The organism is Bradyrhizobium genosp. L (genome assembly GCF_015624485.1).
Classification (GTDB): domain Bacteria; phylum Pseudomonadota; class Alphaproteobacteria; order Rhizobiales; family Xanthobacteraceae; genus Bradyrhizobium.
In genome coordinates, this window is the sequence record NZ_CP061378.1 from 360,223 (window position 1) to 378,449 (window position 18,227).

The following is an 18,227-nucleotide window of genomic DNA, read 5'->3' on the forward strand; positions in this document are numbered from 1 at the left end:
AATGGGAGACCGTGCGGTCAATAAGGGGTGTTGGGTGGCGCAATGAAACGGATCGTGGCGGCAGCGCTGTTGGCGGCATCAGTCGGGCTCTCGCTCGGCGGCACCGATGCGCAGGCGCAGTCGGCGGCCGCAGAAGCGCGACTGGGCCAGGCCGCACCGGCCCCGCGCCAGCGCGTGGTTGAACGCCGCCGCCCGCTCCGTCGCATCCCGATCTATCGGTCCGATCATTGGCAACCGGACGTCATTCCGCGCTACAACCCCGGTCCGAACGCCGTGCGCGAATGCACCGCGCACTATGTGCAGGAGTATCGGCCGAGCGGCACGGTGATCACGCCGCGCATGAATTGCGTCTGGCGGCCAGGCTAGAGCGCGATCGTCATCGCGCTTTGGCGCCTTGTCGAGCATGATCTCCGCGCAAACGCGTTCCGCGTTTGTCGCGAGGGGGAAGACCGCATCGCAGTTTTCCGGATCATGCTTTAGCTGCGCAGGCGCCTGCGTGCCGCGCCGATCAATCCGACTGCAATGATCAGCCCCGACGTTCCATAGACCGCGAGCGCCATCAGGGTTTGTGTGAGGTGGCTCGCCGTTCCCATCCCGCCGCCAGGTCCCTGCGAAGCGCCTGCGGAATTGGCGAACAGGATCGCGGCTACGCCTAGCACCGTTGTTGCAGTACGTGCGAGCCGCTTGCGCGTGCGTGACGGCGTCATGACGATCTCCTGCGATGGCAGACACGTCACAAGATACGACGATCGTCTATATCGGTTTTGTGGATCGACACCCAGAATTGTGCCTCGGGCGCTGGAACCCGATGGCTCGCGCCGAATTCATCATCGTGGCGCAGGTCGTTCATCATCCATTCACGTCATCCGCATTCTGCTGGGTAACTGCGTCACGGCAACGGGGGTCGATTCATTCAACACGAAATCGTCGTTGCAGGACGTGATATCCATGGATCATCAAGGAGACGACTCATGACGGTGACGAAAATTCTGGGGCTCGCGGCGGTTGGCGCCGTGTTGGTTTTGGCGGCGCCCACCCAGCGCGCAAACGCCGTATCGCTGGCGAGCCCGGGCGCTGCGGCCACGGTGCAGCAGGATGCCAAGCCGGCAACGACCGAGGTGCGCTGGTGGCGGCATCGCCATCATCACCGTCATTGGCGCCGCTGATCGCGCGGCGTTTCAGCGCAGTTGAGACACAGGCCCGTGAGTAGCGGGCCTGTCGTCATTTTCAACCACGAAAGCGGCAGATTTGCCGACGCGAGATGACGCCAATCGAAATTTGCAAGAATTGAACATGCAAGCGTTGATGGAGTGATCATGACGAGATGGATCGGCGCTGTCGTCGTTGCGGGTGCATTCGCGCTGGCAGCGCCGGCATCGGCAATCACCGCAGTGCCGGTCGGGATGCAGGCGGCCGCGCAACAGCGGCATGCAACCAGGCAGCGGCACGCAGCCGAGGCGACGGATTTCAGCGCGCAGCGTCACTCCCGCGACCACCATCGTCATCATGATCACGACGGTGACCGGCCATATTCCCGGTCGTACGATCAGCCCTATTATTCCGACGGCAGGCCCCATTACGCGCCCTATTACTATGGGCGGCCCTCCACCTATCGGCCTTATCCATACGCCGTGCCGGCGCCGTTTACCTTCGGCATCGGATTCGGTCCGTTCTGGTGATGTGATGGGCCGCGTTGTGCGCGCGTGAGAGAATCACGAGATCACTCAGGCGGTCATTGCCAGGTCCTTGTCGGACGATTCGTCGCAGCGGTCCGCATGTTCATGGCGCATTCACGCTGGCGTTTCTAGCGTTGCGCTGGGAGCGACTGCAATGACTGCATTGAAACCAACTGCTGCGCAGCTTGGTTATCTCTGCTGTTGCGAGGGAGGTTTGGAAATGAAGGAGAGTTATTTGCGGCGCGGACTGCTGCGTCGTGTCGGTATTGCCGCGGCTGCGATCTTTGCGTTGTCGATCGCGTCACAGCAGCGCGCCGAAGCATTGTCGCCGATGAGCCCGGGCGCGCTGCCCGCGGCGAAGCCCGCAAGCGACGCGATGACGGTCCAGTTTCGGCATGGCGGCGGTGGCGGTCATGGCGGCGGCGGTGGTTTTCATGGTGGCGGTTTCCACGGCGGCGGCTTCCACGGCGGTGGCGGAGGATTCAGAGGCTTCCACGGTGGAGGCTTCCATGGCGGTGGTCTCCACGGTGGCGGTTTCCGCGGCTTCCATGGTGGAGGTTTCCGCGCCGCGCCCGCATTCCACGGCGGCTACGGCGGCTTGCATCGTCACTACGGGGGCTATGGCGGCTACCACCGCTTCCACGGCGGCGGTTACCGATACGCCTACCGGCCGCACTATCGCCGGCACTTCCATCACCGCTTCTATGTCGGCTCCTACGGCTATCCGGCCTACTACTACCACCATCGCCGCTGCCGGGTGGTCTGGACCCATTACGGGCCGCGCCGGATCTGCCGGCCGTATTGGCATCACCGTCACCACTGGCGGCCGTACGGCTACTGGTGAAGCCCAAACGACGACGGGCGCCTGATGGCGCCCGTTGTTGTGTGGCCAAAGCTACGTGTCTATTCCCAGTCCTTCAGCCGCCAGGGCTTGATCTTCCACGGCGTCAGGTTTTCCAGCCGCCACTGCGTCCAGCGATCCGGCGGCCAGTGGCTGAGGCGCGAGGTCTCCTTCACGTCGGGAAGCGGGTCGATGATGCGCGGCATCGCACGGCGACGCTTTTGCGCCGTCGCCTCGCTGATCATGTCGACGAATTCGGGTTTGTCCGCCACGTCCGGCTCCTTGCGAAACTTGTTCTCGCAAGGCGCCAGTGTGCGTGCGGCTCGTTAACGAGCCGTTTCCGCAACGGCTCGAGCTTGAGATAAGCAATAGCGTTTTCGAGCGAAGTGGAATCCGGTTCGCGCGAAGAAAACGCGTCAGACCAAGAGTCCGGAGCGTCGGTTCCGAACTGATCAGAACCGAAGCTCCAGCAATTAGCGCCAGTCGCGCACGTCGACGAAATGTCCGGCAATCGCAGCCGCTGCGGCCATCGCGGGCGACACCAGATGGGTGCGGCCTTTGAACCCCTGCCGGCCCTCGAAGTTGCGGTTCGAGGTCGAGGCGCAGCGCTCCTCCGGCTTCAGCTTGTCCGGATTCATCGCGAGGCACATCGAGCAGCCCGGCTCACGCCAGTCGAACCCAGCCGCAATGAAGATCTTGTCGAGACCTTCGGCTTCCGCCTGTTCCTTCACGATGCCCGAGCCCGGCACGATCATCGCGTTGACGTTGGCGTTCACCGTCTTGCCCTCGGCGATCTTGGCGACCGCGCGCAGATCCTCGATACGGCCATTGGTGCAGGAGCCGATGAAGACGCGGTCGAGCTTGATGTCGGTGATCTTGGTGCCCGCGGTCAGGCCCATGTATTTCAGCGCGCGGTGCTTGGAGAGACGCTTGGCCTCGTCCGCGATCTTGTCCGGATCGGGCACGACGCCGGTCACCGAGATGACGTCCTCGGGGCTGGTGCCCCAGGTGACGATCGGGGGCAGCTTGGCCGCGTCGAGCCGGATCTCATGGTCGAAATGCGCGCCCTCGTCGGAACGCAGCGTCTCCCAGTAGCGCATCGCGGCGTCCCAGGCGGCGCCCTGCGGCGACTTCGGGCGGCCGCGCAGGAAGTCGAACGCCTTCTGGTCCGGCGCGACCAGGCCGGCGCGCGCGCCGCCTTCGATCGACATGTTGCAGACCGTCATGCGGCCTTCCATCGAGAGCGCACGGATCGCCTCGCCGGCATACTCAAGCACGTAGCCGGTGCCGCCGGCGGTGCCGATCTCGCCGATGATGGCCAGGATGATGTCCTTGCCCGTGACGCCGTCCGGCAACTTGCCGTCGACCACCGCGCGCATGTTCTTGGCCTTCTTCTGGATCAGCGTCTGCGTCGCCAGCACATGCTCGACCTCGGAAGTGCCGATGCCGTGCGCCAGCGCGCCGAACGCGCCATGCGTCGAGGTGTGGCTGTCGCCGCACACGATCGTGGTGCCCGGCAGGGTAAAGCCCTGCTCCGGGCCGATGACGTGGACGATGCCCTGACGCTTGTCGAACTCGTTATAGTACTCGATGCCGAATTCCTTGGCGTTCTCCGCCATCACCCGCATCTGCTCGATGCTTTCAGGGTCGGGATTCGGCTTCGAACGATCGGTGGTCGGGATGTTGTGGTCGACCACGGCGAGCGTCTTCTCCGGTGCGTGCACCTTGCGGCCGGCGGCGCGCAGGCCTTCGAACGCCTGCGGCGAGGTCACCTCGTGGACCAGATGGCGGTCGATATAGAGCAGGCAGGTGCCGTCCTCGGCTTCGTGCACCAGATGGTCGTTCCAGATCTTGTCGTACAGCGTGGTCGGTTTGGACATGAGCGTCAGCTCCAGAAGAAATTCGGTGGTCGAGGGCTTTGCGCGGGGGACGCGCGAGCAGGCGAGAGGGTTCAGGCAGCGGTTACGCTGCGCGCCTAAGCTCTGACGTCGCCGATGTCGCAAAGCGTCCGAAGAAGCGGCCGGGCAGCCGCGAGCGATCGTCGATCACGACGCGCCGGCGGGTCATGCTGGGTTGCGCGGTAGCCATTTGGAGCGCTTCTAACATAGGTTCGGACGGAACGACAATCAACGGAGAGGCCGGGCCCGGGGTATCAAAATGGATAGCTGGCGCTCCGCGCGGGTCTCGGCGAGGTTGATCGCGGTCCAGCCGCAAACTAGGCTCCGCGCATAATTCGAGATCATTTCGACGAGATTGTTTCCATGAGCGATTATTTCAAACGGCTGTGCCGCGCCGCCCTGCTGGTGCTCGCGCTGCAACCGCTCTATCTGGTTGCCCTTGTTGCGACGGACTACATCGCCCCGCCGGAGCTCCGGCGGCAGCGCATGCAGACGCTTCCGCCGCCGCTCACGACCGAAGATTGCGTCGGCCTCGGCGTTGGTCTCGAGCCGGGCGGGACCGGCCTGCACAATGCGATCATGGCGGCTCGGCCGCTCGCCGCCGGTTACCCTTGTGATGCTCTCGTCGCGGCGCTTGCGAACAAGCCCGACGTCAGTTGGCTGCCCTATCCGCGCTATTGGCACGGCTACCGTGTGGTGATGGATCCCTTGACCGCCTGGCTTCCGTTTCGTCAGGGCCGTTATCTGATGCTGGCGGCGATGATTGCAGCGCTCACATGGTTCGCATTCGAGCTGCGCTCCATCGTCGGCGCAGACGCCATGCTCGCCGTGATCGTTCCAACGGTGGTGCTGACCGATCTCTGGTTCACCTGGAACTACGGCGTGCATGCGATCGCCATCACCTTCATCTTCGCCGGCAGCGCCCTCGTGGCCCGGAAGGCGCTTCGTCCCGACAGCAACCTGATCCTGGCTGCCGCGCTGCTCGGCAGCGTCTTCAACTACATCGATTTCCTGCACAATGTGCCGTGGCAACCGATGTTGATCGCCTTTGTCGCGCTGGCGTCCGGCCGGCGTGTTGCCGAGACGCTCGGCATCATCGCGGCGTGGTTCGCGGGCTATTCCCTGACCTGGGCTTCGAAATGGGCGATCGCCTGCGCCGCCGGGGTGGCGTGGAGCGACATCTTCGAGGTGATCCTGTATCGCCTGAACGGGGATGCGCCCGGCTTCGTCCAGCATCGCTTCCTCGCGCCGACCGCGAAGGTGCTGTCCTATCTCTACCATCAGACACAGTCGGCGATGATCTTCCTGGTCTTGCTGCCGACGCTGCTGCTTCCGGTGCGGCGGATCGCCCTGAAGCGGTTTGCGCTGCTTGCGTCGCCGCTCCTGGTCCCCTTCGGCTGGTTCGAGCTGCTCTCGAACCACACCCAGATCCACGATTGGATCACGTATCGACCGCTGGCCTCCTGCATCGGAATCCTGATCGCGGCCGCGATCATGGCCTCGCGCGTCAAGCCTGCGGGCTTGAGCACGGCGCAACAAAAAAGCGCGGGGTGATCCCCGCGCTTTCGGTCACATCCCCTGGAGGGGGAATTACTCGTTGACGGCCTTGGCGTGCTCGGTCTTCTCGACGATGCGGGCCGACTTGCCGCGCAGGCTGCGCAGGTAATACAGCTTGGCGCGACGGACCTTGCCGCGACGCACCACCTTGATCGAGTCGATCATCGGCGACATTACCGGGAAGACGCGCTCGACGCCCTCGCCGTAGGAAATCTTGCGAACGGTGAAGCTCTCGTTGAGGCCCTGGCCGTTGCGACCGATACAGACGCCTTCATAGGCCTGCACGCGGGTACGTTCGCCTTCGACCACCTTCACGTTGACGATGACGGTATCGCCGGGACCGAATTCCGGGATGGTCTTGGTGGCGGCGAGCTTGTCGAACTGCTCTTTTTCGAGCTGCTGAATCAGGTTCATCGAAATCTCCATCGGCGGCGCGCCCAGCCTGCGCGGGCTGCGCAAACGTCCATCTATCCTGCGCGTGTGCGGATTTGGGCGCTGCTATAAGGCAAAGCACAGGCTTTGTCACCCGTCTGTCGTGTTTTTTGTCCGCTTCGGGCCGGCTTTTCTGGCCCAGAGGTCAGGCCGTCGGGCCTGGGTCAGGGCCTCGGATTGCGCCAGCCGCCAGGCCGCAACCTTGGCATGGTCGCCGGAAATCAGGATTTCAGGGATTTGCCGGCCCTCGAACTCCTGCGGCCTTGTGTATTGAGGGTATTCCAGTAGTCCTTCGGAAAAGGTCTCCTCGGTTCCCGAGGCCTGCTTGCCCATCACGCCCGGCAACAGCCGGACACAGGCGTCGATCAGCGCCATTGCGGCGATTTCGCCGCCTGAGAGCACATAGTCGCCGATCGAGACCTCCTCGAGCGAGCGGGCCTCGATCACCCGCTGGTCGATGCCTTCAAAACGGCCGCAGACGATCAGGGGGCCGGCCCCCGCCGCGAGGTCCAAAACCTGCGCCTGGGTCAATGGCCGACCGCGCGGACTCATCAGCAGGCGCGGGCGGTCGGACGCAATCCCTGCGGCATCGATCGCAGCCGCGAGCACGTCGGCGCGCAGCACCATGCCCGGGCCGCCGCCGGCCGGCGTATCGTCGACGCTGCGGTGCTTGTCGGTCGCTGACGCCCTGATGTCGCGCGCCTCCAGCGCCCACAGGCCGGACGCAAGCGCCTTGCCGGCCAGGCTCACCCCGAGTGGACCCGGAAACATCTCCGGGAACAGGGTCAGCACGGTCGCGCGCCAAGGTGGGGGCTTGGAGGTCATGGCGTCTGGTTACGGCACCACGGCCGTGAGGTCGAGGCTCTGCATCATCGCGGCCGCCTCCACGGCGCGGCGGAAGTCGGCAAGCTTGAAGGTCGCCACGTTGATCTTGCGCAGATCCAGCAGGCCCTCGCTCGCGAGCGCCGCCAGCTGGCCCGGCGCAGTCCTGTCGTACATGAACTGCCCGACCACCTCCCAATCATTGGCCAGCATCTCGCGAAACGAGAGCTCGAGCGGCGCCTCGGCGCTGCCCATCAACACCATCCGTCCGCCACGACGCAGCGCGCGCAGGCAGGAGAGCGTGGTCGAGGTGCTCTTGGCGGCGCCGAGCAGATCGAGCGCGACATCGGCGGTCCCACCGGCAGCGCGGCGGATGACCGACAAATCGGCGGTCGCATCGCCGGTGACGACGGCCGGAATGACGCGCGGCCCGAATGCATCGCGCAACTGCTCGAGCGCAGCCTGCTTGCGCCCGACGGCAATGACGCGGCCCGCGCCCATTGCGACCGCGAGCATGACGCCGCCCGAGCCGAAATAGCCGGTCGCGCCATTGACGATAATGGTCTGCCCGCCGCGCAGGCCGGTGCGCTGCAGCCCGCCGAACGGCACGATCAGTTTGGCGAGTCCGATCAGCTCGGTCGCCGGCGTGTCGTCGAGATTGGCCAGCGGCGTGGCGCAGGCGGCCGGCCAGTGCGCGATCTCGGCGAATGCGCCGTCGCGCCAACGCGCTTGCAATGCCAGCGCCTCCGGTGTCGTTACCGTCGCGGTGAGGCCGATCAGGATCTGCGGCGGATCGCGATCCGGAATGTCGCCGCGCAGATGCGGGCTCAGGAAGACGCGGTCGCCCTCCCTGGCGTGCGTGACGCTCTCGCCCGTGGCGACGACGCGCGCGATCGCGTTGGTGCCGGGCACGAACGGCATCGGCGGCAGGCTGTAGGGCAGCGCGCCCGACAGCAGCTTGTTGGTGTAGGACAGCACCATGCTGGTTTCGATCCGGACCACGACGCCATCGGGCGCGGGTTTCGGTGTCGCAACGTCTTCGAAACGGAGATCGTTGTGCGCGTGCAGGCGCCAGGCCTTGTGGGTGCTCGTCATTGGGATGCTCCTTGACAGTCCCCACCTACGTAGCCCGGATGGAGCGAAGTGCAATCCGGGGATCACGGCAGCCGGGCTAGGGTAACTGATGAGCGAGACGGCAGAGCGATTTCTATCCGAAGTCGTAGAGTTTTCACCTTCTCTTGCAGAGGTATATCGGGAGACAATCAAATATTGGGCTCCAGATCTTCCGCCTATTACGGTCGCCTATGCGGAGATTGGCAGAAAGTTCGCGGATATATTCGAGGAGTTAGACCCGAATACGCGAGCGTCCATTTTCGCGTTGGTCGAAGCAGGAATGCAGAGCGACGATGAGGCGATTGGAACAGCAGTTGCCACCGGCTTGATTGAAGCGTTGGTTGGCCGCGCATGGAGAACCGGTAGGTGGGAGCATGTGCGCGAGGAGCTTGGCCCTCTTTCGAAATCTCACGCAGATGCATGGCTAGGGGATTGAAGGCGTCCTCCAAGACCCTCCGCTGCCATGCGTCACTCCTTGGACGGATCGTCGCCGTCGATCACCTCGGGCAGCTCGATCACCACGCGACCACCGGCGAGATCGACGGTCGGCACCACGGCATTGGTGAACGGCAGCAGCATCGTCGCGCCCTGCGGCGGGGCGATCTCGATGATGTCGCCGGCGCCGAAATTGTGGATCGCGATCACCTTGCCGAGCGGTTGCTCCGATGGCGTCACCGCGGCGAGCCCGATCAGATCGGCATGGTAATATTCGCCGTCGTCGGTCGCGGGCAGCCGCTCGCGCGGAATGTAGAGCTCGATGCCGTTGAGCCGCTCGGCGTCATCGCGGGTGGCGACGCCCTTCAGCGTCACCACCAGATGATCCTTGGCCTCACGCAGCTGCGTGACCTCGAACTGGCGCTTGCCGTCCTTGGTCATCAGCGGGCCGTAATCCTTCACGGCCAGCGGGTCTTCGGTGAACGTCCATAGCCTGACGGCGCCGCGCACGCCATGCGCAGCGCCGATGCGGGCGACACAGACCGGTGCGATCACCGTATCGGCCGTTCAGCTTAGGCCTTGGCGGCGGCTTCGGCCTGCGCCTTGCGCTCCTTGCGCGGCACGGCCTTCTCGGGATTGTTGCGCGCGGTGCGCTTCACGACGCCGGCGGCATCGAGGAAGCGGGTGACGCGGTCCGACGGCTGCGCGCCCTTGGCGAGCCAGGCCTTCACCTTGTCCATGTCGAGCTTCAGGCGCGCCTCGTTGTCCTTCGGCAGCAGCGGGTTGAAGTGGCCGAGGCGCTCGATGAAGCGGCCATCGCGCGGGAAGCGCGAGTCGGCGACGACGACGTGATAAACCGGACGCTTCTTGGTGCCTGCGCGCGCGAGGCGGATAACGACGGACATTCAGTTCTCCTTCAAAAGTCGATGTGTTGGGTTGATTGGTATTCCGCGTCGCGCCGGCCACATGCGGACCGTCGCGACGAATTCTTCATTTCTTCTTGCCCGGGAAACCGCCGAGACCCGGCAGCGGCGGCTTGCCGGTGAGGCCGGTGAGCCCCGGCAGGTTCGGCAGCCCGCCGCGCAGGCTTGCGGGCAGATCCTTCGGCAGATTGGGCAGGCCACCGCCGGCGCCCCCCTGCATCTTGTCGGCGAGCGCCTTCATCTCCTCGGCCGAGGGCGGCTTCATGCCGCCGCCGAAGCCCATCGCCTGCGCGATGCCGGCGAGCGGACCGCGCTTGCCGCTTCCCATGGCCTTCATCATGTCGGCCATGTTGCGGTGCATTTTCAGGAGCTTGTTGATCTGCTCGACGTTCTGGCCGGCGCCCGCGGCGATGCGCTTCTTGCGGCTGGCTTTCAGGATGTCTGGATTCTTGCGCTCCTGCCGCGTCATCGAATCGATGATCGCGACCTGGCGCTTCAGGATCCTGTCGTCGATCCCGGCCGCGGCGATCTGGTTCTTCATTTTGGAGATGCCGGGCATCATGCCCATCAGGCCGCCGATGCCGCCCATATTGGCCATCTGCTGCAACTGCTCGCGCATGTCGTTGAGGTCGAACTGACCCTTGCGCATCCGCTCGGCGGTGCGCGCGGCCTTTTCGGCGTCGATGTTGGCGGCGGCCTTTTCGACCAGCGAGACCACGTCGCCCATGCCGAGGATGCGGCCGGCGATGCGGCTCGGATGGAAGTCTTCCAGCGCATCGGTCTTTTCGCCGGTGCCGAGCAGCTTGATCGGCTTGCCGGTGACGGCGCGCATCGACAGCGCGGCGCCGCCGCGGCCGTCGCCATCGACACGGGTCAGCACGATGCCGGTGAGGCCGACGCGCTCATCGAACGAGCGCGCCAAGTTGACCGCGTCCTGGCCGGTGAGGCTATCCGCGACCAGCAGCACTTCATGCGGGTTGGCGGCGGCTTTGATCTCGGCCGCCTCCTTCATCATGTCTTCGTCGAGCGTGGTGCGGCCGGCGGTGTCGAGCAGCACGACGTCGTAGCCGCCGAGCTTGCCGGCTTCCAGCGCGCGCTTCGCGATCTGCGGCGGCATCTGGCCGGCGACGATCGGCAGGGTCGGAATGTCGAGATCGCGGCCGAGCACCGCGAGCTGCTCCATCGCCGCCGGGCGATAGACGTCGAGCGAGGCCATCAGCACCTTGCGCTTGTCGCGCTGGACCATGCGGCGCGCGAGCTTCGCGGTGGTGGTGGTCTTGCCGGAGCCCTGCAGGCCGACCATCATGATCGGCACCGGCGGCACGGCATTGATGTCGATGGTCTGGCCGTCGGAGCCGAGCGTGGCGACGAGCTCGTCATGGACGATCTTCACCACCATCTGACCCGGCGTCACCGACTTGACGACGGTGGCGCCGATCGCCTGCTCGCGGACCCTGTCGATGAAGCTGCGGACCACTTCGAGCGCGACGTCGGCTTCGAGCAGCGCGCGGCGCACCTCGCGCATCGCGGCATCGACGTCCTTTTCGGTCAGCGCACCGCGCCCCGTCAGACGATCGAGAATGCCACCAAGCCGTTCCGACAGATTGTCGAACAATGCCGTTGTCCTTCGTTGCGCCCGGAGGCGCGCCTCACTCGTTGCTCGTCATCAACCGCTTTTCGCGGGTGATGACCACATAGTTCGCCTGGGCATGGTGCCAAGACGATGGTCCAAACACTTTCGCGCCCGAGGGCGCATCGCGCTGTCGGGCGTTGGCCTCCGGCCTCGAAGTGCCGGTCGGCTGGTCGAAAAGACTGAGCTTTCCGAGAAAGTGGCCGCGTTAAACGCTGCCGGGGCTGGAAAGTCAAGGACAGATTCCAGCGGTCGTGGCCTTGGACCGGCGGTAATATACTGAAAATGCTTCGCTTTCCCGGATTGGTTCCGAATTCGGCGCACCCCACCCATATAACCGGAGCCTGCCTCCCATTTCGGAACCCGTTTTGCCCGTTACCCGCCGCCGTCTCCTTGCAACCCTGACCGGTGCCGCTGCTGCGATCGGCCTGCCCTCCCTTTGGATGTCATTCATGAAAACCTATGACGGCCCCGTCTCCGACCATTTCGACGGCCTGCACTTCTTCGATCCGGATGGCGCGTCGCCGAAATCGCTGGGCGAAGTGCTGCGCTGGCAGTTCGGTGGCGGCCGGACGCGCGAGGTCTGGCCGGACTGGGTGCCGAGCCCCTATGCCGACGTGCCGCCGCCGCGGGTCGACGGCGCCAAGGTGCGGTTCTGCTTTGTCGGGCATGCCAGCTGGCTGATCCAGACCGGCGGCCTCAACATCCTCGTCGATCCCGTGTGGTCGATGCGGGCCTCGCCCGTCAGCTTCGCCGGGCCGAAACGGCACAACGATCCCGGCATCGCGTTCGAGAAGCTGCCGAAGATCGATGTCGTGCTGGTCTCGCACGGTCATTACGACCATCTCGACGTCGCGACACTGTCGCGGCTTGCCGCGACCTTCGGCCCGCGCGTGATCACGCCGCTCGGCAACGACATCACGATGCATGCGGCCGACGAGGCGATCAAGGCCGAGGCGTTCGACTGGCATCAGCGCGTCGAGCTCGGAGGCGGCCTTGCCGTGACCCTGGTGCCGACGCGGCATTGGTCGGCGCGCGGGCTGTTCGATCGCAACAAGGCGCTGTGGGCGAGCTTCGTGCTGGAGACGCCGGCGGGCAAGCTCTACATCGTCTGCGATTCCGGCTATGGCGACGGGCGGCATTTCCGCCGCGTCGCCGAGGCGCATGGCCCGCTGCGGCTCGCGATCCTGCCGATCGGCGCCTATGAGCCGCGCTGGTTCATGCGCGACCAGCACATGAATCCGGAAGACGCCGTGAAGGCGCTGGCCGATTGCGGCGCCGAACAGGCGCTGGCGCATCATCACGGCACGTTCCAGCTGACCGACGAGGCGATCGACGCGCCGGCGATCGCGCTCGGCGAGGCATTGGAAGCGGCAAAAGTGCCGCGGAAGAAGTTCTTGACGTTGAAGCCGGGGCAGGTGTTCGAGATCTGACCGTCGTCCCGGCGAAGGCCGGGACCCACAACCACCACTGCTTATTATTTTGAAACGCTGTGGCCACAGCCGATCGAAGCGACTCGATCCTGTGGTAATGGGTCCCGGCCTTCGCCGGGACGACAGGAATCTACCTCCCCTTGATCGCCCACGACACGCCGACGCTCACCGACAGCGTCTCTTCGCCTTGCGCGACCGGCGCGCCGGCAGCGGCCATCGGTGCGGCCATCTTGCTGCGGTACATCGGCATCGGGGCGTTGCCTTCCTCCGAGATGCTGATGGGATCGCCGAGCGTGACGCTGGCGGCCTTGGCGTAGATCTCCGCCTTGCGGCGGGCGTCGGCGATCGCCTTCTCCCGCGCCTCGTCCAGCACCTTGGAGGCCTGCGACACCACGAAATTGATGCCGCCGATTTCGTTGGCGCCGGCGCCGACCAGCGTGTCGATCACGCTCGCGACCTTGGCGACATCGCGCACCTTGATGCTGACGTGGTTGCTGGCGCGGTAGCCGGTGATCGTGACCGGGCCCGAACGATCGGGCGCGTATTTCGGCTGCAGCGACAACCGCGAGGTCTGATAGTCCTTGTCATCGATGCCGGCGCCCTTCAACGCCGTCAGCACCTTGGCCATTGCATTGTTGTTGGCGTCGGCCGCCTCGCGCGCGGTCTTCGCGTCCGATGTCACGCCGCCGTCGATCATGGCCTGGTCGGGCGCGACCGAGACGGTGGCCTCGCCGGTGACCGAGATCGCGGGCGGCGGCACCTGCGCGAGCGCGGGCCCGGCAAGCAGCAAGAGCGCGAGGGTGGCAAGCGGCAGGGATCGCGTCAGGGATCGTTTCATGAATCTCACTTCAATGGCACGTAGACGTTGATCACCAGCTTGTCCTCCGCGGTCTTCAGGGGATCGGTGATGTATTCCTCGATGAAGGTGTCCTTGGCCTCCAGCTTCTTGTCGTCGAGGTGATTGGTGATCGCCTCATAGGTGTTGTCCATGTTGTCGTAGGAGCCGCGATGGACGAACTTCAACGCCTTGCCGTCGGGCGAGTTGCCCATGCTCATGTTCTTGCCGAGGTTCTTGACGTCCTGGTCGACCGGGTATTCGGCGATGAAGGTGAAGCCGGTGTCGTCGGTCGAGGTGTAGACGATCATCGGGTTGCCGGAGGCCTTGACGCCCTCCTTGTCGAGCTGGGCGGAGAGCGCCTTGAAGGCGTCGATCAGGGTGTCGAAGGCGGAATCCCAATTGGCATTGCCCTTCAGCATCACGACCTTTTTCGGCTCCAGCGTGAACGGCTCGCCGAAGGGGTCGGCGGTCTGCACAGGAGCTGCCGGCGGCGGCGTCGGGCTCTGGGAGGCGGCCGGGGTGTCGGCCGGTGATTTGGTCTCGGCGGGCGGAGGGACCGGGGTCGCCGACGGCGTCGGGACCGGTGTGGGGCTCGCCGACGGCGCGGGCGCCGGCGAAGCGGTCGGCGATTGCGCCGACGCCGGGCCAGCCAGTGCGATCGCGGCCAATGGGAGCAGCGCGACCAGGGCCGCGCGCAGCGTGCTCATGCGGTTCATTCGATTTTCTCCATCCCCATCCTCGGCACGGCCGTTTGATCTGTCCCGGCGCACGGCCCGCGAGGCGCGCTAGTCCTAACACGCAAGTTCCGCTTTCGTCCCATGACAGATGCGTCATGGCGGCATTCAGGCTGGCCAATAGGACACCACTCGCCATATAACCGGGCAGAATTTGGGAAAATCCATGAGCGCGCTCGCCAACCACGCCTTCGCCAAGATGAACGGGATCGGCAACGAGATCGTCATCGTCGACCTGCGCGAGTCCAAAACAGATTCCAAGGCGTCCGTGACGCCGGACGAGGCGCGCGCGGTGGCTTCGCCCGCTGGCGCGCCCTATGACCAGCTCATGGTGCTGCAACCGCCGCGGCTCGATGGCACCGAGGCGTTCATCACGATCTACAACAATGACGGTTCGGAAGCCGGCGCCTGCGGCAACGGCATGCGCTGCGTGGTGCGGCGGGTGTTCGAGAAGACCGGGCAGAGCACGGTGACCTTCCAGACCCACGCCGGCCTGCTCAATGCCTGGCAGGGCCCGGCGCCGGATCTCTACACCGTCGATATGGGCGCGCCGAAGTTCGGCTGGCAGGACATTCCGCTGGCCGAGGAGTTCCGCGACACCCGATACATCGAGCTGCAGGTCGGGCCGATCGACAATCCGGTGCTGCATTCGCCGTCGGTGGTCTCGATGGGCAATCCGCATGCGATCTTCTGGGTCGATGACGTCAATGCCTACGATCTCGAACGGTTCGGGCCGCTGTTGGAAAATCATCCGATCTTCCCGGACCGCGCCAACATCACGCTCGCCCATATCGTCGACCGCGACCACATCACGATGCGCACCTGGGAGCGCGGCGCAGGCCTCACCAGGGCGTGCGGCTCGGCGGCCTGTGCGACGGCGGTTGCGGCGGCGCGGCTGAAGCGGACCAACCGCATCGTCGAGATGACGCTGCCCGGCGGCAAGCTCACGATCGAGTGGCGCGAACGCGACGATCACGTGCTGATGACCGGCACCGCCGATTTCGAATATGAGGGACGTTTCGATCCGGCGCTGTTCGCCAACGTCGCCTGACCAAAATGAGCGTCGACGTTGTCACCTTCGGCTGCCGCCTCAACGCGTTCGAATCCGAAGTGATCCGTCGCGAGGCCGAGCAGGCAGGGCTTGCGGACACCATCGTCATCAACAGTTGCGCCGTCACCAACGAGGCGGTGGCGCAGGCCCGGCAGTCGATCCGCAAATTGAAACGCGAGCGGCCCACGGCGCGCATCGTCGTCACCGGCTGCGCGGCGCAGACGCAAGCGACGATGTTCGCCGACATGGCCGAGGTCGACCGCGTCGTCGGCAATGACGAAAAGCTGCGTGGCGAAGCCTGGCGCGCGACCCGCAACGCGTTCGATATCGGCTCGAGCGAGAAGGTCGCGGTCGCCGACATCATGGCGGTGACGGAGATGGCGCCGCATCTGCTCGATGGCTTCGCGCGCGGCATGCCGCGGGTGTTCGTGCAGGTGCAGAACGGCTGCGATCATCGCTGCACCTTCTGCATCATCCCCTACGGCCGCGGCAATTCGCGCTCGGTGCCGATGGGCGCAGTGATCGATCAGGTTCGCACTTTGGTCGAACGCGGCGATGCCGAGATCGTGCTGACCGGCGTCGATCTCACAAGCTACGGCGCCGACCTGCCGGGCGCGCCCAAGCTCGGCCAGCTGGTGCGCCAGATCCTGCGCCACGTGCCCGAGCTGAAGCGGCTGCGCATTTCGTCGATCGATCAGGTCGAGGCCGACCGCGACCTGCTCGACGTCATCGCCGACGATATCAGGCTGATGCCGCATCTGCATCTGTCGCTGCAATCCGGCGACGACATGATCCTGAAGCGGATGAAGCGCCGCCATTCGCGCCAGGACGCGATCGATTTCTGCGCGCAAGTGCGCCGGCTGCGGCCGGACATCGCCCTCGGCGCCGACATCATCGCCGGCTTCCCGACCGAGACCGAGGAGATGTTTTCGCGTTCGCTCGACCTGGTCGAGGAATGCGATCTCACCTTCCTGCACGTGTTCCCCTATTCGAAACGCCCGGGAACGCCGGCGGCAAGGATGCCGCAGGTCGCGGGCGGCGCGATCAAGGAGCGTGCGAAGCGGCTGCGTGCCGCCGGCGAAGCCGCGCTACAGCGGCGGCTTGGAGCCGAGATCGGCGCGACGCGCGACGTGCTGATCGAAAGTGAGCGGCAGGGGCGCACCGAGCACTTCCTGCCGGTCGCAATTGCCGGCGGTGAGCCGGGTGTCGTACGGCGGCTTGTCATGACCGGTCATGACGGCGCGCGTCTCGTCACGGCGTGCGGTGAGCTTACCTAGAGCGTGATCCGGAAAAGTGTGAAGCGGCTTCCCTCGCGACAAACGCGGAACGCGTTTGCGCGGAGATCATGCTCAAACAAAGCGCTAAAGCGCGATGACGATTCGACCCAATCTCATCGCGCTTTAGCGCGTGCATCAGCGACGTTCGAGCACGACCGCTTTCGATTTCAGAACAAGAACCGGAGTTTAGCCATCCCCACCATCGCGTAAGCCTTCGGACAGATCATCGAGGCATGTTGATGATCCAAACGAAGGAGCAGTTTCAAATGAGCAAACAAGATGACAACAAGGCCGTCGTCGGCCGCTGGTTCACCGATTTCTGGGGCAAGACCGTCAATCTGACCGTCGTCGACGAGATTGCCGCGCCGGACATGCTCCTCAAGTACTCGCTGCATGAGCCGCGTCGCGGGCGCGAAGACATCAAGGCGTTCATGACCGACTTCCGCGCCGCTTTTCCCGATCTCAACTTCTGGGGCACGGCCGACCTGATCGCCGAAGGCGATTATGTCGTCGGACAGTGGGAAGGAGGCGGTACGCACACCGGCCCGGCCTTCAGCGACTTCCTGATCGGCGATCTTCCGGCCGCCACCGGGCGCAAGATGCACTTCACGGGCACCACAGTGCTCAAGGTGGTCGACGGGAAGCTCGTCGAGGAGATCGGACTGGACGACGGCGTGACCGCACTGACGCAGCTCGGGCTGCTCAAGAAAGCGTAGTTGCGCGTCTTGATCGCCGTCGCCGACGTCTGCGGAAGCAGCGAGGCCCGCAGCTGCGGGCCTCGCTCATTCAGAGCGAAATTCGACTGCCGAGCAGGACGTCTCGCCTGACGACCGCACTTCTTGTCCGTTTCGATAGCAAGCCGAGCCTGTACCGCTCGGCTTTTCCTTTTCTGCAACTGCTTGATCGTTTGGATTCGAGAGCAAGCATCGGAGTTCGGACCCAGCGATATCGATCTACCTTCGATCCTGAGACCAGACGAAGGAGCTACACCATGAACGTCAACGTCCAGGCCAGCGATTCGCGGCTTTCATCGACGACGCAGGGCCGAAGCACGCGTGCTGACGTGCTCTTCCATACAACGCGCGATTTTCCTTTGGGCAAGGTCCTGGTGGCCCGCAGCGTCACGGGCGTCTGCGCCATCCTGCTGGGCGACACAGTGGATGAGTTGCAAGCGGATCTCGCCCGGCGTTTTCCGGAGGCGGCGCTGATCGCGAACGAAGCCATCGTTCGCGACGATCTGTCGAAAGTGATCCGCTTCGTCGAGAATCCAGCCGAAGGCCTGAGGCTCCCGCTCGACATGCGAGGGACGCCGATTCAACGTCGGATATGGGAGAAGATGCGGACGATCCCTGTCGGCCGCACCGTGAGCTATTTAGAGTTGGCCAAATGGGTCAATCCGCTCGCCTCGCCGCGGGTGATTGCCGCCGCGTGCGCCGCCAATCCGATCGCGCTCGCGATTCCGTGCCATCGTGTCGTCCGCTCCGACGGCGGTCTGGCCGGATTCCGCTGGGGGATCGAGCGCAAGCGTGAGCTTCTTCGAAGAGAGGCCGGCGCGTGAGCGCAAACA

At 64.9% G+C, this 18,227-nt stretch carries 22 protein-coding genes; 11 read left to right on the forward strand and 11 right to left on the reverse strand.

What is annotated here, in order from left to right; translation table 11 throughout:
- The first annotated feature begins 42 nt into the window (after positions 1 to 42).
- Positions 43 to 366 (forward strand): hypothetical protein, encoded by a 324-nt coding sequence (locus IC762_RS01710; RefSeq protein ID WP_195786939.1) that lies wholly within the window; start codon positions 43 to 45, stop codon positions 364 to 366.
- 110 nt (positions 367 to 476) lie between these two features.
- Here IC762_RS01710 and IC762_RS01715 read toward each other — a convergent pair whose 3' ends face one another.
- Positions 477 to 707 carry a hypothetical protein gene (locus tag IC762_RS01715; protein ID WP_246801396.1) on the reverse strand — a complete coding sequence of 77 codons (231 nt, stop codon included), beginning with the start codon at positions 705 to 707 and terminating at the stop codon, positions 477 to 479.
- A gap of 264 nt (positions 708 to 971) precedes the next feature.
- On the opposite strand from IC762_RS01715, the gene IC762_RS01720 reads away from it, so the two are divergent.
- From IC762_RS01720 to IC762_RS01730, 3 genes are all read left to right on the forward strand, one after another.
- Positions 972 to 1,166, forward strand: coding sequence for a hypothetical protein (locus IC762_RS01720; RefSeq protein ID WP_195786940.1), 195 nt, complete (start codon positions 972 to 974; stop codon positions 1,164 to 1,166).
- Between the two features lie 150 nt (positions 1,167 to 1,316).
- Positions 1,317 to 1,679 carry a hypothetical protein gene (locus IC762_RS01725; RefSeq protein WP_195790445.1) on the forward strand — a complete coding sequence of 121 codons (363 nt, stop codon included), beginning with the start codon at positions 1,317 to 1,319 and terminating at the stop codon, positions 1,677 to 1,679.
- A 217-nt stretch (positions 1,680 to 1,896) separates the two neighbouring features.
- On the forward strand, positions 1,897 to 2,520 hold the full coding sequence (locus IC762_RS01730) for a hypothetical protein (protein ID WP_195786941.1): 624 nt from the start codon (positions 1,897 to 1,899) through the stop codon (positions 2,518 to 2,520).
- Positions 2,521 to 2,579: 59 nt separating this feature from the next.
- On the opposite strand, the gene IC762_RS01735 is transcribed toward IC762_RS01730, so the two are convergent.
- The gene (locus tag IC762_RS01735) at positions 2,580 to 2,789 is read right to left on the reverse strand and encodes a hypothetical protein (RefSeq protein ID WP_195786942.1); all 210 of its coding nucleotides are present in this window, start codon (positions 2,787 to 2,789) and stop codon (positions 2,580 to 2,582) included.
- 201 nt (positions 2,790 to 2,990) lie between these two features.
- Positions 2,991 to 4,397: a 3-isopropylmalate dehydratase large subunit gene (gene leuC, locus IC762_RS01740; protein ID WP_195786943.1), complete on the reverse strand. Its 1,407-nt coding sequence runs from the start codon at positions 4,395 to 4,397 to the stop codon at positions 2,991 to 2,993.
- A gap of 381 nt (positions 4,398 to 4,778) precedes the next feature.
- Between leuC and IC762_RS01745 the strand changes: the two genes are divergently transcribed.
- On the forward strand, positions 4,779 to 5,969 hold the full coding sequence (locus IC762_RS01745; protein ID WP_195786944.1) for a hypothetical protein: 1,191 nt from the start codon (positions 4,779 to 4,781) through the stop codon (positions 5,967 to 5,969).
- Between the two features lie 36 nt (positions 5,970 to 6,005).
- Here IC762_RS01745 and rplS read toward each other — a convergent pair whose 3' ends face one another.
- The 3 genes from rplS to IC762_RS01760 form a co-directional block, all read right to left on the reverse strand.
- Positions 6,006 to 6,386, reverse strand: a complete 381-nt coding sequence (gene rplS, locus IC762_RS01750; RefSeq protein ID WP_195786945.1) for a 50S ribosomal protein L19 — start codon at positions 6,384 to 6,386, stop codon at positions 6,006 to 6,008.
- Between the two features lie 108 nt (positions 6,387 to 6,494).
- Positions 6,495 to 7,229 carry a tRNA (guanosine(37)-N1)-methyltransferase TrmD gene (trmD, locus tag IC762_RS01755; protein WP_195786946.1) on the reverse strand — a complete coding sequence of 245 codons (735 nt, stop codon included), beginning with the start codon at positions 7,227 to 7,229 and terminating at the stop codon, positions 6,495 to 6,497.
- Positions 7,230 to 7,238: 9 nt separating this feature from the next.
- Positions 7,239 to 8,321 carry a quinone oxidoreductase family protein gene (locus IC762_RS01760; protein WP_195786947.1) on the reverse strand — a complete coding sequence of 361 codons (1,083 nt, stop codon included), beginning with the start codon at positions 8,319 to 8,321 and terminating at the stop codon, positions 7,239 to 7,241.
- Positions 8,322 to 8,409: 88 nt separating this feature from the next.
- On the opposite strand from IC762_RS01760, the gene IC762_RS01765 reads away from it, so the two are divergent.
- The gene (locus IC762_RS01765) at positions 8,410 to 8,775 is read left to right on the forward strand and encodes a hypothetical protein (protein ID WP_195786948.1); all 366 of its coding nucleotides are present in this window, start codon (positions 8,410 to 8,412) and stop codon (positions 8,773 to 8,775) included.
- Between the two features lie 32 nt (positions 8,776 to 8,807).
- Here IC762_RS01765 and rimM read toward each other — a convergent pair whose 3' ends face one another.
- The 3 genes from rimM to ffh form a co-directional block, all read right to left on the reverse strand.
- Positions 8,808 to 9,329 carry a ribosome maturation factor RimM gene (gene rimM, locus IC762_RS01770; protein WP_195786949.1) on the reverse strand — a complete coding sequence of 174 codons (522 nt, stop codon included), beginning with the start codon at positions 9,327 to 9,329 and terminating at the stop codon, positions 8,808 to 8,810.
- A gap of 17 nt (positions 9,330 to 9,346) precedes the next feature.
- Entirely contained in the window at positions 9,347 to 9,679 is a 333-nt protein-coding gene (gene rpsP / locus IC762_RS01775) for a 30S ribosomal protein S16 (RefSeq protein ID WP_029081296.1), read from the reverse strand.
- 85 nt (positions 9,680 to 9,764) lie between these two features.
- Positions 9,765 to 11,312, reverse strand: coding sequence for a signal recognition particle protein (ffh, locus tag IC762_RS01780; RefSeq protein WP_195786950.1), 1,548 nt, complete (start codon positions 11,310 to 11,312; stop codon positions 9,765 to 9,767).
- Positions 11,313 to 11,695: 383 nt separating this feature from the next.
- Here ffh and IC762_RS01785 point away from each other — a divergent pair, with 383 nt between their 5' ends.
- Entirely contained in the window at positions 11,696 to 12,760 is a 1,065-nt protein-coding gene (locus tag IC762_RS01785; protein ID WP_195786951.1) for an MBL fold metallo-hydrolase, read from the forward strand.
- A 130-nt stretch (positions 12,761 to 12,890) separates the two neighbouring features.
- Here IC762_RS01785 and IC762_RS01790 read toward each other — a convergent pair whose 3' ends face one another.
- Both IC762_RS01790 and IC762_RS01795 read right to left on the reverse strand, forming a co-directional pair.
- A complete protein-coding gene (locus IC762_RS01790) occupies positions 12,891 to 13,598 on the reverse strand; it encodes an SIMPL domain-containing protein (RefSeq protein ID WP_195786952.1) in 708 nt (235 codons plus the stop codon).
- Between the two features lie 5 nt (positions 13,599 to 13,603).
- On the reverse strand, positions 13,604 to 14,314 hold the full coding sequence (locus IC762_RS01795) for a GyrI-like domain-containing protein (RefSeq protein WP_195786953.1): 711 nt from the start codon (positions 14,312 to 14,314) through the stop codon (positions 13,604 to 13,606).
- A gap of 184 nt (positions 14,315 to 14,498) precedes the next feature.
- Here IC762_RS01795 and dapF point away from each other — a divergent pair, with 184 nt between their 5' ends.
- The 4 genes from dapF to IC762_RS01815 all read left to right on the forward strand — a co-directional run bounded on the left by dapF (position 14,499) and on the right by IC762_RS01815 (position 18,218).
- Positions 14,499 to 15,383 (forward strand): diaminopimelate epimerase, encoded by an 885-nt coding sequence (dapF, locus tag IC762_RS01800; RefSeq protein ID WP_195786954.1) that lies wholly within the window; start codon positions 14,499 to 14,501, stop codon positions 15,381 to 15,383.
- A gap of 5 nt (positions 15,384 to 15,388) precedes the next feature.
- On the forward strand, positions 15,389 to 16,660 hold the full coding sequence (mtaB, locus tag IC762_RS01805; RefSeq protein ID WP_195786955.1) for a tRNA (N(6)-L-threonylcarbamoyladenosine(37)-C(2))-methylthiotransferase MtaB: 1,272 nt from the start codon (positions 15,389 to 15,391) through the stop codon (positions 16,658 to 16,660).
- A 266-nt stretch (positions 16,661 to 16,926) separates the two neighbouring features.
- Positions 16,927 to 17,376: an ester cyclase gene (locus IC762_RS01810; RefSeq protein ID WP_195786956.1), complete on the forward strand. Its 450-nt coding sequence runs from the start codon at positions 16,927 to 16,929 to the stop codon at positions 17,374 to 17,376.
- A gap of 275 nt (positions 17,377 to 17,651) precedes the next feature.
- The gene (locus IC762_RS01815) at positions 17,652 to 18,218 is read left to right on the forward strand and encodes a methylated-DNA--[protein]-cysteine S-methyltransferase (RefSeq protein ID WP_195786957.1); all 567 of its coding nucleotides are present in this window, start codon (positions 17,652 to 17,654) and stop codon (positions 18,216 to 18,218) included.
- Positions 18,219 to 18,227 lie beyond the last annotated feature (9 nt).